The following is a 12,523-nucleotide window of genomic DNA, read 5'->3' on the forward strand; positions in this document are numbered from 1 at the left end:
GGATCTCTCCCCTGACCTGAGGTCCCCGCCTGCTGCGAGGACCTGCCATGCTTCTGTGAGCGTTCACAGTAGAGAAACATCCCGGACACTTGTCAATGGTTGTTGCTGTGCGGTTATGTTGGGCTCCGCACTGCGTCGCTGTGTGTGCACGTTCCCAATTGATCGATCGACCGGGAGACCATCCATGCCGGAGACCACCCCCACGGGCCTCACCAGGCTCGCCTTCGGTGGGGACTACAACCCCGAGCAGTGGCCGGAAAGCGTCTGGCAGGAGGACGTCCGGCTGATGCGGGAGGCCGGCGTCACCCTGGTGAGTGTCGGAATCTTCTCCTGGGCGCTGCTGGAGCCCTCACCCGGGGTGTACGACTTCGGCTGGCTCGACCGGCTGCTCGACCTGCTGCACGAGAACGGCGTGCGCGTCGACCTCGGCACGCCCACGGTGTGCCCGCCGGTGTGGTTCTACCGCGCCCACCCCGAGGCGCTGCCCGTGACGGCCGACGGCGTGCGCCTCGAGTTCGGCTCCCGCGCGGCGATCTGCCACAGCAACGCCGACTACCGCACGGCCGCGGCCGGCATCACCACGAAGCTCGCCGAACGCTACGGCGACCACCCGGCCCTGGCTCTGTGGCACGTGCACAACGAGTACGGCGTCCCCGTCTCGGCCTGCTACTGCGACACGTGCGCCGGGCACTTCCGCCGCTGGCTGGCGACCACGTACGGCACGGTCGACGCCGTCAACGAGGCCTGGGGCACCGCCTTCTGGGGTCAGCGCTACACGGACCTCGACCAGATCAACCCGCCGCGCCGCACCCCGACGGCCGTCAACCCGAGCCAGGCCCTGGACTACAAGCGGTTCGCCGACGCCACCATGCGCGAGAACTTCCGCATGGAGCGGGACATCCTGCACCGCCTCGCGCCGGGCGTCCCCGTCACCACCAACTTCATGACGGCGCTGAGCCAGTGCGACTCCGTCGACTACTGGGCCTGGGGTCGCGAGGTCGACCTCGTCACCAACGACCACTACCTGATCACCGACGGCCGCCGCACCCACGTCAACCTCGCCATGGCCGCCGACCTCACCCGCTCCGTCGCGGGCGGCGCCCCCTGGCTGCTGCTGGAGCACTCCACCTCCGGCGTCAACTGGCAGCCCCGCAACCCCGCCAAGGCCCCCGGCCAGATGGCCCGCAACTCCCTCACGCACGTGGCCCGCGGCTCCGAGGGCGCCCTGTTCTTCCAGTGGCGCCAGTCCCGGCGCGGTGCCGAGAAGTTCCACTCGGCGATGCTCCCGCACGGCGGCACCGACACCCGCGTGTGGCGCGAGGTCGTCGAACTCGGCGCGTCCCTCGACGCCTTGGGCGAGATCCGCGGCACCCGCACCGAGGCCGACGTGGCCGTGCTCTGGGACTGGCAGTCCTGGTGGGCGCAGAACCTCGAGTGGCGGCCCAGCGAGGACCACGACGCCCGCGAGCGCGCCGACGCCTTCTACGAGGCCCTCTACGACCGTCACCTCACCGTCGACTTCGCCCACCCGGAAGCCGACTTGTCGAGGTATCCCCTTGTCGTCGTACCGGCGCTGTACCTCATGACCGAAGCGGCCGGGCGCAATCTGAAGGCGTACGTCGAGAACGGCGGCACGCTGGTCGTCTCGTACTTCTCCGGCATCGTCGACGAGCACGACGCCGTCCACGAGGGCGCCTACCCGGGCCCCCTGCGGGACGTCCTCGGCCTCACCGTCGAGGAGTTCTCCCCGCTGTTGCCCGGCGAGCGGGTGCGGGTCACCGGCCCCGAGGGCTCCGAGCTGGACGCCGACGTGTGGACCGAGTTCGTCGTGCCCCGCGGCGCCGACACCATCCTGACGTACGCCGACGGCATGACCGCCGGACGGCCCGCCGTCACCCGGCACCGCCTCGGCGAGGGCACCGCCTGGTACGTCTCCACCCGGCTCGGCGCCGACGGCCTCGACGCGCTGCTCGGCATGGCGGGCGAGGACGCCCGGCTCGCCCCGCGCGCCGACCTGCCCAGGGATGTCGAAGTGGTGCGCCGCACCGGCGAGTCGGGCAGCTACCTCTTCGCCGTCAACCACACCGGCTCGGACGCCAAGGTGCCGCTGGAGGTCCCCGGCACGGAGCTGCTGACCGGCGAACGCGCCGCCGGCCACCTGGCGGTCCCGGCCGGAGCCGTCCGGGTCGTCCGGCTCGACGGCTGAACCGACTCCCTCCGCCCGCGCGAGCCACGAGCCGCGGGCGGAGGGGTTCCCCCTCTCACCCGCCTTCCGGTGAGGGGCATCCCCAACCCCACGTCGAAGGGACGACGGACGACGATGTTCCATCCCAGACGCACCCTCAGGGCCCTGCTGCTGCCGCTCGCCGCGGGGCTCGCCCTCACCGCCCTGCCCGCCACCACCGCCCACGCCGCGAGCACGCTGACCAACGGCGGCTTCGAGGCCGACGGCACCGGCGCGGCCGTGCCGGGCGGCTGGTCCGAGTACGGCGACACCGGCGCCTCGTACGCCGAAGCCGGCGGCCACGGCGGCAGCTACCGCCTGAGCCACTGGGCCTCCACCGCCTACAAGGTCGAGACGTACCAGTACCTCTCCGGCCTCACCAACGGGAACTACAGGCTCACCGCCTGGGTGCGCTCCGGCGGGGGGCAGAAGTCCGCCTACATAGCGCTGAAGAACTGCGGCGGCGCCGAGCAGCGCACCGACCTGCCGGTCTCGGCCAGTGGGTGGATCCGGATCGTCGTGCCGGTCAATGTGACCAACAACCAGTGCACGATCAGCATCAACAGTGACGCGAACGCGGGCAACTGGATCAACGTCGACGACCTGACCTTCGCCTCCGGCACGTCCGGTACGTCGATCAAGGGCGCCGACGTCTCGTCCCTGGCCAAGAGCGAGGCCAAGGGCGGCGTCTACCGGAACAGCTCCGGAACGGCCGGCGACGCCCTGGCCGTCCTCAAGTCGTCCGGCATGAACTACGCCCGCCTCAAGGTGTGGGTGAACCCGGTCGACGGCTACAACAACAAGGCCCGCGTCCTGGCCACCGCCAAGCGCGTCAAGGCACAGGGCATGAAGCTCCTGGTCGACTTCCACTACTCGGACTTCTGGGCCGACCCCGGCCGCCAGGACAAGCCCGCCGCCTGGGCCGGACACTCGTACAGCCAGCTCAAGACGGACGTGTACAACCACACGTACGACGTGTTGAACGCCTTGAAGGCGCAGGGCACCACCGCCGACATGGTCCAGGTCGGCAACGAGATCAACGGCGGCATGCTGTGGAACGAGGGATCCACCTCCAACTGGACGCAGCTGGCCGGCCTGCTCAACTCCGGCTACGACGCGGTCAAGGCGGTCAACTCGTCCACCACCGTCGCCCTGCACCTCGCCGAGGGCGGTGACCTCGACGGCACCCGCTGGTGGTTCGACAGCGCCCGCTCCAACGGCGTGAAGTTCGACGCGATCGGCCTGTCCTTCTACGGCTACTGGCACGGCACCCTGGCCGACTTCCAGACGACCCTCGACGACGCGGCGTCCCGCTACGGCAAGCCGGTCTTCGTCGCCGAGACCGCCTATCCGTTCCGCCTCGACAGCGAGGACTCCCACGAGAACATCATCAACACCGGTGACGAGCTGGTCCCCGGCTACCCGGCCAGCGTGTCCGGCCAGACCCGGTGGATGAACGACATGATGAGCATCGTGGAGGCCGTCCCGAACGGCCGCGGCCTCGGCGCCTTCTACTGGGAAGCGACCTGGACCGCGGTGAACGGCAACGGCTGGGACCCGACCGACGCGTCCTCCGGCAACGCCTGGGAGAACCAGGCGCTGTTCGGCTACGACGACCGGGCCCTGTCGTCGATGTCCTGGTTCCGCCACCGCTGAGCTCACGGGGGAGGGGGCACGGCTCGCCGCGCCCCCTCCCGCCGCCTGCCACCTGGCTCGAACTCTCCAACGCGGCACGGCAGTTTGGTATCGGTCAACGACACCGAGTGCCGGACACGGTGGCTTCGACTGCGAGACAGTGGGAAGACGCGGTGAGAGGACGCAGCCGCGAGGCAGGGGCACGACATGCTGAGGACTCCCACGGACGAGACGCGCCTGCGCATCCTGGCCTGGCTGAAGGAACCAGGACCCGCCGCCGACGGGGTCACCGCGGACGCCGTCGCCGAGCGGTTCTCGCTGCCGCGCCCCGTCGCCGTCACCCACCTCCGCCTCCTCGAGGCCACCGGCATGGTGCGCACCAGCCGGTCCGCGGGCCGCGTGCGCTACCACCGCGACGAGATGCGGATCGCCGAGGTCGCCCGGATGTTTGAGAAGGGCTGGTAGGCGACCCGGTACGGCGGAATCTCCCCCGATGGTGAAGGACACGCGCGCGATGGACCGTCCCACGGCACTCGTCCCACGCCATTACGTCGCGGTGGGCCACGGCCCCGAGGACGTGGTCGCCGATGCGCATGGACGCGTGCTGACCGGCCTCGCTGACGGCCGCATCCTGCGTCTGGACGGCCTGGCGGATCCGGTCAGCGTCCGTGCCGAGCCGATCGCCGAGACCGGCGGCAGGCCGCTCGGCCTCGAACTCCTCCCGGACGGCGACCTGCTGGTCTGCGACGCAGAACGCGGACTGCTGCGCGTCGACACCGGCGACGGCACCGTCCGCCTCCTCGCCGACTCGGTGGCGGGGGAGCGGCTGCGGTTCTGCAGCAACGCGGTCTCCCTCTCCGACGGCAGCGTCTACTTCACCGTCTCCAGTCGCCACCATCCCCTGGAGCACTGGATCGGCGACATCGTCGAACACACCGGGACGGGACGGCTGCTGCGCCTGGCCCCCGGCGCCGACACCCCCGAGGTGGTGCTGGACGGCCTGCAGTTCGCCAACGGCCTCGCCGCCGGCGCCGACGAGTCCTTCCTCGTCGTCGCCGAGACCGGCGCCCGACGGCTCATCCGCCACCGGCTCACCGGACCCGGGGCCGGGCGCAGCGAGCCCTTCGCCGAGAACCTGCCCGGCATGCCCGACAACCTCTGGCGCGGCGGCCCCGACGGACCGGTCTGGGTCGCGCTGGCCGGGCCCCGCGTCCCGCCCCTCGACCTGCTCCACCGCGGCACGCCGGCGGTCCGCCGCGCCGCCGCCCGCGTGGCCGTACGCGCCCCGTTCCGCCCCACCGGCACGATCGCCGTCATGGCCTTCGACGACGACGGCCGCGTCGTCCACCACCTCGCCCGCCGCCACTCCGGCTACCGCATGGTGACCAGCGTCTGTGAGGCCGGCGGCCACCTCGTCCTGGGCAGTCTGTGGGAGCCCGGCGTGGCGGTCTGCGAGCCGCCCTCCCCGACATGACCCCGGTCCGCCCCGGGGGTTAACCTGAATCCTGGCCGCGACCCTGCTCGCGGCGCGGCGGTGGGGCCCGCCGTACCCGAACCGCGGCAACGACGCCGCCAACGGTCCCTACTTGCGACGGCACGCGCCCGCACGATCCCGGGCGCCGGCGAGTAGGAGACGCACCACCATGACCACCCCCGAGAGTCTCCGCGTCCCGGACATCCCTCCGCGTCCCCCCTTCTGGCACGCCCAGGGGCCCGTCGTCACGGTCGTGGCGCTCGGCGGGGGAGTGGGGGCCGCGGCCCGCTACGCGGCGTCCCTGTGGTGGCCCTCGCACGCGGGCGGCTTCCCCTGGACGACCTTCTGGGTCAACGTCGCCGGCTGCGCCGTGATCGGCGTCCTCATGGTGGTCATCACCGAGTTCAGGGCCGCGCACCGCCTGGTCCGCCCGTTCTTCGGCACCGGCGTCCTCGGGGGGTTCACGACCTTCTCGACCTACGCCGTCGACATCCAGAAGCTGGCCGACCACGGCCACGTCCGCACCGGCCTGACCTACCTCGCCGCGACTCCGGTCGCGGCGCTCGCGGCGGTGTGGCTCGCGGTCTGGTCGACCCGCCGTGTCCTGAAGTGGAGGCAGCCATGACCCGGCTGACCGGCAGGGCCCTGCGCCTGACCGTCTTCGTCGGCGAGAACGACACCTGGCACCACAAGCCGCTCTCCTCGGAGATCGTCCACCGGGCCCACGCGGCGGGCCTCGCGGGCGCCAGCGTCTTCCGGGGCGTCGAGGGCTTCGGCGCCTCCTCCCTGATCCACACCTCGCGGCTGCTGTCGCTGAGCGAGGACCTGCCGGTCGCCGTCGTGATCGTCGACACCGAGGCGCGTGTCCGGGCGTTCCTCCCGCAGCTCGACGAGCTGGTCACCGAAGGGCTGGTGACCCTCGACGAGTGCGAGGTCATCCGGTACACCGGCCGGGAGGGCAATCCCGGCGAAACGGGCAGGAAGGGTAAGAAGTCGTTGTGAACTGGCTGCTGGTCATCGGCGGCGCGATGGTCGGCGCCCCGCTCCGCTACCTCACCGACCGGGCGGTCCAGTCCCGGCACGACTCGGTCTTCCCCTGGGGCACCTTCACGGTGAACGTCACCGGCTGTCTGGCCCTCGGCCTGCTCACCGGCGCCGCCACCCAGATCCAGCTACTGCTCGGCACCGGCCTGTGCGGGGCCCTGACGACGTACTCGACGTTCTCCTACGAGACGCTGCGGCTGACGGAGACGGGGGCCCGCCTCCACGCCGTCGTCAACGTGGCGGCGAGTGTGGCCGCCGGTCTGGCGGCGGCGTTCGCGGGGGCCGCGCTCGCGCGTCTGTGAGCGGCGCCGCGGGGCGTGTACGTGAGAGCCGTCCTCGCCCGGGTGTAGTAAGACTGACGCCTCCGCGCCCACCCCCCTTGAGCAGAACTGGATCCCATGAGCGTCATCAGCGTCGGTCAGGCCGTCGTCCTCGGAGCCGTCGAGGGGGTGACCGAGTTCCTGCCCGTCTCCTCCACCGGCCATCTGAAGATCGCCGAGGGGCTCATGGGCATCCCGGTCGACGACAAGGCCGTGGTCGGGTTCTCGGCCGTCATCCAGGTCGGCGCGATCGCCGCGGTGCTCGTGTACTTCCTCAAGGACATCGTGCGGATCGTCTCGGCCTGGGGGCGCGGCCTGCGCCGCCGCGAGGAGCGGTACCACCACGACTACAGGTTCGCCTGGTGGGTCATCTGCGCGACCATCCCGATCGTCGCCGTGGGACTCGCCGCGAAGCCGCTCATCGAGGGCCCGCTCGCCTCGCTGTGGGTGGTGGCCGGCTCGCTGATCGTCGGCAGCGGCGTGATGTGGGCGGCGGACCAGATGGGCCGGCACAAGCGCGGCGAGGACGACACCTCCTTCAAGGACGCGATGCTCGTCGGCAGCTCCCAGATCCTCGCCCTGCTCTTCCCCGGCTTCTCCCGCTCCGGCGCCACCATGTCCACGGCGCTCATCCTCGACCTGGACCGCGTCGCAGCGACCCGGCTCTCCTTCTTCCTCGGCATCCCCGCGCTCACCGGTGCCGGCTTGTACGAGCTCAAGGACGCCCTGGGTGCCGGGGTGGGCGCGGCGCCACTCGCCGTCGGCACGGTCGTCTCCTTCGTCGTGGCGTACGCCTCCATCGCGTGGCTGTTGAAGTTCGTCGCCAAGCACTCGTTCAACGCGTTCGTCATCTACCGGGTCGTGGTGGGTGTGCTGCTGTTCGGGCTGCTCGGGGCGGGTGTGCTGCACAGCTGAGTGTCCTGCGGGGGAAGTGCCGTCGTCTGTCTGCGGCGCCGTCGTGGCTCGTCGCGCAGTTTCCCCGCGCCCCTCCGGGGCGCCCCTTGACAGCTTGAGCCGTCGGCCGGAGTATCTCTCCCGTGAACCTGTCAGACAGCCGGACAGCCGGACAGCCCGTGCGACGCGTCAGTGCCATGGAGGCCGTACTGGCGTACCTCCGCGGTGCCATCGAGCGCGGCGAGTACGCCATCGGCGACAAGCTTCCCTCCGAGGCGGAGCTCTGCCGCACCCTGGAGGTCTCCCGGCCCGTGCTGCGCGAGGCGCTGCGCGCGCTGCAGACCATGGGGCTGACCGTGTCCCGGACCGGCAAGGGCACCTTCGTCGTCGCCAGCACCGTCGAGGACCCCACCTTCGGCGACTACGCGGCCAGCGACCTACTGGAGGTGCGCCGCCACGTCGAGATCCCGGTGGCCGGGTACGCGGCCCGGCGCCGCACCCCGGAGAACCTCGACCACCTGGCCCACCTGCTGGACCGGATGGAACGGGAGACGGACACCACCGCGTGGGTCGCGATGGACACGCTGTTCCACCTCGCCGTGGCCGAGGCCGCCCAGAACCCGGTCTTCCGCCGCGTCATCGAGGAGATCCGGGACGCGCTGGCGCGTCAGTCGGCCTTCCTGAACGAGCTGGGCGGCCGCCGCGAGCAGTCCAACCGCGAGCACCGGGCGATCGTCGAGGCGCTGATCGACGGTTCCGAGAACGACGCGGTGGAGGCCATGGCCCACCACCTGGACCGCGTCGAGACGACCCTCACCGACATCGTGCGCTCCCCGCGCACGGAGACCCCCACGGAAAACCCCACGGAAACCCCCATGGAAGGCGGAACCGAGGCGTGAGCGAGCAGTCCCTGCACGACGATGTGCAGAAACGTTCCACCCATGTCGACGCCGGAGACGCGGGCTACAGCAAGTCCCTGAAGTCCCGGCACGTCAACATGATCGCCATCGGCGGCGCCATCGGCACCGGCCTCTTCCTCGGCGCCGGCGGCCGCCTCGCCGACGCCGGCCCCTCCCTCTTCATCGCCTACGCGGTCTGCGGCCTCTTCGCCTTCCTCGTCGTGCGCGCCCTCGGCGAACTCGTGCTGTACCGGCCCTCCTCCGGCGCCTTCGTGTCGTACGCCCGCGAGTTCATGGGGGAGAAGGGCGCCTACACCGCCGGCTGGATGTACTTCCTCAACTGGGCGACCACCGGCATCGCCGACATCACCGCCGTCGCCACCTACACCCACTACTGGGGCATGTTCTCCGACATCCCGCAGTGGGTCATCGCGCTGATCGCGCTGGCGGTCGTCCTCACCGTCAACCTCATCTCGGTGAAGATCTTCGGCGAGCTGGAGTTCTGGTTCGCGATCATCAAGGTCGGCGCGCTGGTCGTCTTCATGTGCATCGGCATCTTCCTGCTGGTCACCCAGCATCCCGTAGACGGGCACAGCCCCGGCCCGTCCCTGATCGGCGACAACGGCGGCGTCTTCCCGCACGGCCTGCTGCCCATGCTGCTGATCATCCAGGGCGTCGTCTTCGCCTACGCCTCCGTCGAACTGGTCGGCGTCGCCGCCGGCGAGACCGAGAACCCCGAGAAGATCATGCCGAAGGCGATCAACTCGATCATGTGGCGCGTCGGCCTGTTCTACGTCGGCTCCGTGCTCCTGCTGTCGATGCTGCTGCCCTGGAACAAGTACACGGCGGGGGAGAGCCCCTTCGTCACGGTGCTGTCCAACATCGGCGTCCCGGCCGCCGGCGGCGTGATGAACCTCGTCGTCCTCACCGCCGCGATGTCCTCCCTCAACTCCGGCCTCTACTCCACCGGCCGCATCCTGCGCTCCATGGCCATGGCCGGATCCGCGCCCAAGTTCACCTCCGTCATGAGCCGCAGCCAGGTCCCCTACGGCGGCATCCTGCTCACCAGCGGCATCTGTGTCCTGGGCGTCGGCCTCAACTTCGTCGTGCCCGCCGAGGCGTTCGAGATCGTGCTGAACTTCGCCGCGATCGGCATCCTCGCCACCTGGGGCATGATCATGATCTGTCACCTGCTCTTCTGGCAGAAGACCCAGAAGGGCGAACTCACCCGGCCCGGCTACCGGCTGCCGGGCTCTCCCTGGACCGAGATCGTGACGCTGGCGTTCCTCGCCTCCGTCCTGGTCCTCATGTACGCCGACGGCGGCGCGGGACGCACCACCGTGCTCTGCCTGCCGCTGATCGTCGGGGCCCTGGTCGCCGGATGGTTCGGCATCCGCGGCCGTATCGCGCGCAAGTCCACGACCGGAGCCGACGCGTGACCGACGCGCCGCTCCAGAAGCAGGCAGTGATGTACAGCAGTTCCCTCGCGGACGCACCCCTGGTCCGTGAACCCGTCCACGCCCCCGTCGCCCACCTCATACGCGGCGGAATGGTCGAAGGCATCCACTACGGCTCCGTCGTCGTCCTCGGCGCCGACGGAGAGGTCCAGCTCCAGATCGGAGACATCGAGGCCGCCTTCTACCCCCGCTCCGCCCTGAAGCCCGTCCAGGCCGTGGCCATGGCCCGGGCCGGGCTCCCGCTCCACGGCGAGCTGCTGTCGCTGACCGCGGCCAGCCACTCCGGCGAGGAACGCCACCTCGCCGGCACCCGGCGCATCCTCGAACTCGCCGGGCTCACCGAGGACCACCTGCGCAACGTCCCGGACCTGCCGTTCGACCCGGTCGTCCGGGACGCCTGGGTGCGCGAGGGCCGGCTGCCCTCCCGGCTCGCCCAGAACTGCTCCGGCAAGCACGCGGCCATGCTCTACACCTGCACCCTCAACGGCTGGCCGCTGGAGAACTACCTGGACCCGGACCACCCGCTCCAGCAGGCCATCGCCGAGATCGTCGAGGACCTGACCGGGCAGCGCATCGCCAGGGTCACCGTCGACGGCTGCGGCGCGCCCCTGTTCTCCGTCTCCCTGCACGGCCTCGCTCGCGCCGCCGCCCGGATCACCACCGCCGCGCCGGGCACGCCCGAGGCCCGGGTCGCCGACGCGATGCGGGAGCACGCCGAGATGGCCTCCGGCTCCGGCCGGGACGTGGCCGCGCTGATGCGGGCCGTGCCGGGGCTGTTGGCCAAGGACGGCTTCGAGGGCGTGCAGGTCGCTGCGCTGGCCGATGGGCGGGCCGTTGCGGTGAAGATCGCGGATGGTGCCAACCGGGCCCGTGTGCCGGTGACCGCTGCGGCGTTGGCCCGGGCGGGCGTCGACCCCGAGTTGCTCACCGAGTTCCAGGGCGAGCCGCTGCTGGGCGGTGGCCGGGAGGTAGGGCGGGTGCGGCCCGTTCGCTCGCTGGAGCCGCTTGCCGGTGCGGCCCGCGCCTGACCGACGTGGCGGACCTCTCCGTCGGCGACTGCGGGCAGTCTGTGGCGGGTCCCGCAGTTCCCCGCGCCCCTTCAGGTCACCTATCCAACCCTCATTTCTCAGAAAAGGGATCCCTCACCCTCATGACCGCCGTCACCCGCTCCGAACACGATCTCCTCGGTGACCGTGACGTTCCCGCCGACGCCTACTGGGGTGTGCACACCCTGCGGGCCACGGAGAACTTCCCGATCACGGGCATGCCCATCTCCGCCTATCCGCACCTGATCGACGCCCTGGCGGCCGTCAAGGAGGCCGCCGCCCTCGCCAACGAGGAACTCGGGCTGCTGGACCCGAAGAAGGCCGCCGCCATCGTCGCCGCCTGCCGGGAGATCCGCGACGGCGAGCTGCACGACCAGTTCGTCGTCGACGTCGTCCAGGGCGGGGCGGGCACGTCCACCAACATGAACGCCAACGAGGTCGTGGCGAACCGGGCGCTGGAGCTGCTGGGCCACGCCAAGGGCGAGTACCGGTACCTGCATCCCAACGAGGACGTCAACCTCGGCCAGTCCACCAACGACGTCTACCCGACCGCCGTCAAGATCGCGACGGTGTTCGCGGTCCGCGGGTTGCTCACCGCGATGTCCGTGCTCCAGGACGCGTTCGCCCGGAAGGCCGTCGAGTTCCGTGACGTGCTCAAGATGGGCCGTACACAGTTGCAGGACGCGGTACCGATGACGCTGGGTCAGGAGTTCTCCGCGTACGCGGTCATGATGGAGGAGGACCGGTCCCGTCTTGCCGAGGCCGTCGAGTTGATCCATGAGATCAACCTGGGCGCCACGGCCATCGGCACGGGCCTCAACGCACCCGTCGGCTACGCCGAGGCGGCTCGCCGCCACCTGTCGGAGATCACCGGCCTGCCGCTGGTGACGGCGGCGAACCTGGTCGAGGCGACCCAGGACTGCGGCGCGTTCGTGCAGATGTCGGGGGTGCTCAAGCGCATCGCGGTCAAGCTGTCCAAGAGCTGCAACGACTTGCGGCTGCTGTCCTCCGGTCCGCGCGCCGGCCTCGGCGAGATCAACCTGCCGCCCGTACAGGCCGGTTCGTCGATCATGCCGGGCAAGGTCAACCCGGTGATCCCGGAGGTCGTCAACCAGGTCGCCTTCGAGGTGATCGGCAACGACGTCACCATCACCATGGCCGCCGAGGCCGGACAGCTCCAGCTCAACGCGTTCGAGCCGATCATCCTGCACTCCCTGTCGGAGTCGATCACGCACCTGCGCGCCGCCTGCCTCACGCTCGCCGAGCGCTGCGTGGACGGCATCACCGCCAACACCGAGGCGCTGCGGGCGACGGTCGAGAACTCCATCGGCCTGGTCACCGCCCTCAACCCGCACATCGGCTACACGGCCGCCACCGACATCGCCAAGGAGGCCCTGGCCACGGGCCGGGGCGTGGCCGAACTCGTCCTGGAGAAGGGCCTGCTCCCCGCCGAGACCCTCGCCGGGCTCCTGCGCCCCGAGGCCCTGGCGGGCAGCGGCCCGGCTCCGGCGGCCTGACGTACGCGCGCCC

The 12,523-nt window shown here is 70.8% G+C and carries 12 protein-coding genes; all 12 read left to right on the forward strand.

The window, feature by feature from the left end:
• Positions 1 to 184 precede the first annotated feature (184 nt).
• The 12 genes from ACSUPV_RS38185 to aspA all read left to right on the forward strand — a co-directional run bounded on the left by ACSUPV_RS38185 (position 185) and on the right by aspA (position 12,510).
• Positions 185 to 2,206 carry a beta-galactosidase gene (locus ACSUPV_RS38185; protein ID WP_436949580.1) on the forward strand — a complete coding sequence of 674 codons (2,022 nt, stop codon included), beginning with the start codon at positions 185 to 187 and terminating at the stop codon, positions 2,204 to 2,206.
• Positions 2,207 to 2,320: 114 nt separating this feature from the next.
• Positions 2,321 to 3,880 carry a glycosyl hydrolase 53 family protein gene (locus ACSUPV_RS38190; protein ID WP_382611565.1) on the forward strand — a complete coding sequence of 520 codons (1,560 nt, stop codon included), beginning with the start codon at positions 2,321 to 2,323 and terminating at the stop codon, positions 3,878 to 3,880.
• 186 nt (positions 3,881 to 4,066) lie between these two features.
• A complete protein-coding gene (locus ACSUPV_RS38195) occupies positions 4,067 to 4,324 on the forward strand; it encodes an ArsR/SmtB family transcription factor (protein WP_031119351.1) in 258 nt (85 codons plus the stop codon).
• 49 nt (positions 4,325 to 4,373) lie between these two features.
• Entirely contained in the window at positions 4,374 to 5,333 is a 960-nt protein-coding gene (locus ACSUPV_RS38200; RefSeq protein ID WP_359785056.1) for an SMP-30/gluconolactonase/LRE family protein, read from the forward strand.
• Positions 5,334 to 5,502: 169 nt separating this feature from the next.
• Positions 5,503 to 5,958 (forward strand): fluoride efflux transporter CrcB, encoded by a 456-nt coding sequence (crcB, locus tag ACSUPV_RS38205; protein WP_436949581.1) that lies wholly within the window; start codon positions 5,503 to 5,505, stop codon positions 5,956 to 5,958.
• A complete protein-coding gene (locus ACSUPV_RS38210) occupies positions 5,955 to 6,335 on the forward strand; it encodes a DUF190 domain-containing protein (RefSeq protein WP_037758027.1) in 381 nt (126 codons plus the stop codon). Before crcB (ACSUPV_RS38205) ends, ACSUPV_RS38210 begins: the two co-directional genes overlap by 4 nt.
• A complete protein-coding gene (crcB, locus tag ACSUPV_RS38215) occupies positions 6,332 to 6,679 on the forward strand; it encodes a fluoride efflux transporter CrcB (RefSeq protein ID WP_037758028.1) in 348 nt (115 codons plus the stop codon). Before ACSUPV_RS38210 ends, crcB (ACSUPV_RS38215) begins: the two co-directional genes overlap by 4 nt.
• Positions 6,680 to 6,775: 96 nt before the next feature.
• Positions 6,776 to 7,612, forward strand: coding sequence for an undecaprenyl-diphosphate phosphatase (locus tag ACSUPV_RS38220; RefSeq protein ID WP_359785051.1), 837 nt, complete (start codon positions 6,776 to 6,778; stop codon positions 7,610 to 7,612).
• 176 nt (positions 7,613 to 7,788) lie between these two features.
• Positions 7,789 to 8,490 (forward strand): FadR/GntR family transcriptional regulator, encoded by a 702-nt coding sequence (locus ACSUPV_RS38225; RefSeq protein ID WP_037758030.1) that lies wholly within the window; start codon positions 7,789 to 7,791, stop codon positions 8,488 to 8,490.
• Positions 8,487 to 9,929: an amino acid permease gene (locus ACSUPV_RS38230; protein WP_359785049.1), complete on the forward strand. Its 1,443-nt coding sequence runs from the start codon at positions 8,487 to 8,489 to the stop codon at positions 9,927 to 9,929. Before ACSUPV_RS38225 ends, ACSUPV_RS38230 begins: the two co-directional genes overlap by 4 nt.
• A gap of 29 nt (positions 9,930 to 9,958) precedes the next feature.
• A complete protein-coding gene (locus ACSUPV_RS38235) occupies positions 9,959 to 10,975 on the forward strand; it encodes an asparaginase (RefSeq protein WP_359785282.1) in 1,017 nt (338 codons plus the stop codon).
• Between the two features lie 122 nt (positions 10,976 to 11,097).
• Positions 11,098 to 12,510, forward strand: a complete 1,413-nt coding sequence (gene aspA / locus ACSUPV_RS38240; protein ID WP_436949582.1) for an aspartate ammonia-lyase — start codon at positions 11,098 to 11,100, stop codon at positions 12,508 to 12,510.
• The last annotated feature ends 13 nt before the right edge of the window (positions 12,511 to 12,523 follow it).

The organism is Streptomyces sp. SudanB52_2052 (assembly GCF_964272415.1).
Taxonomy (GTDB): domain Bacteria; phylum Actinomycetota; class Actinomycetes; order Streptomycetales; family Streptomycetaceae; genus Streptomyces; species Streptomyces olindensis.

Coding starts and splice junctions, on each gene's coding strand:
- ACSUPV_RS38210 (WP_037758027.1), top strand. CDS start 5,955: ATGACCCGGCTGACCGGCAGGGCCCTGCGCCTGACCGTCTTCGTCGGC.
- ACSUPV_RS38200 (WP_359785056.1), top strand. CDS start 4,374: ATGGACCGTCCCACGGCACTCGTCCCACGCCATTACGTCGCGGTGGGC.
- crcB (WP_436949581.1), top strand. CDS start 5,503: ATGACCACCCCCGAGAGTCTCCGCGTCCCGGACATCCCTCCGCGTCCC.
- ACSUPV_RS38235 (WP_359785282.1), top strand. CDS start 9,959: ATGTACAGCAGTTCCCTCGCGGACGCACCCCTGGTCCGTGAACCCGTC.
- ACSUPV_RS38185 (WP_436949580.1), top strand. CDS start 185: ATGCCGGAGACCACCCCCACGGGCCTCACCAGGCTCGCCTTCGGTGGG.
- ACSUPV_RS38190 (WP_382611565.1), top strand. CDS start 2,321: ATGTTCCATCCCAGACGCACCCTCAGGGCCCTGCTGCTGCCGCTCGCC.
- aspA (WP_436949582.1), top strand. CDS start 11,098: ATGACCGCCGTCACCCGCTCCGAACACGATCTCCTCGGTGACCGTGAC.
- ACSUPV_RS38220 (WP_359785051.1), top strand. CDS start 6,776: ATGAGCGTCATCAGCGTCGGTCAGGCCGTCGTCCTCGGAGCCGTCGAG.
- ACSUPV_RS38195 (WP_031119351.1), top strand. CDS start 4,067: ATGCTGAGGACTCCCACGGACGAGACGCGCCTGCGCATCCTGGCCTGG.
- ACSUPV_RS38225 (WP_037758030.1), top strand. CDS start 7,789: ATGGAGGCCGTACTGGCGTACCTCCGCGGTGCCATCGAGCGCGGCGAG.